The sequence below is a fragment of the Arthrobacter sp. Y3223164 genome (assembly GCF_059091005.1).
Map to the genome: position 1 here is coordinate 1 of NZ_JBNHGF010000949.1, position 325 is coordinate 325.

A 325-nucleotide genomic window follows, 5' to 3' on the forward strand; every position below is an offset into this window, starting at 1 on the left:
CCAGGTTCCCTGCGGCGCCGCGGCCGCCGCCGTCCAGCGCGCCGCCGGCGTGCACATCCCGGCGGTCAGCGAAGAGCAGTCGGTCACCGACGTCCTGGGTAAGGTGCTCTCCGGCCAGGCCGACGCCGGCCTGGTGTATGCGACGGACGTGCAGGGCGCCGGAGGCAAGGCCCGCGGCATCCCCATCCCCGAAGCCGGGCAGGCGGTCAACGCCTACCCAATCGTCGGCCTGAAGGGGGCGGACAACCCGGCGGCAGCCGAGGCCTTCGTGGATCTCGTGACCGGGGACGCAGGCCGGCGGGCCCTGGCGGCGGCGGGATTCGGC

The 325-nt window shown here is 75.4% G+C and carries 1 protein-coding gene; it reads left to right on the plus strand.

Features of this window, described 5'->3' with window-relative positions; all coding sequences use genetic code 11:
• A partial coding sequence (locus AC5RUJ_RS18870; RefSeq protein ID WP_494156588.1) for an extracellular solute-binding protein occupies positions 1-325 on the plus strand: 325 nt, incomplete at both ends.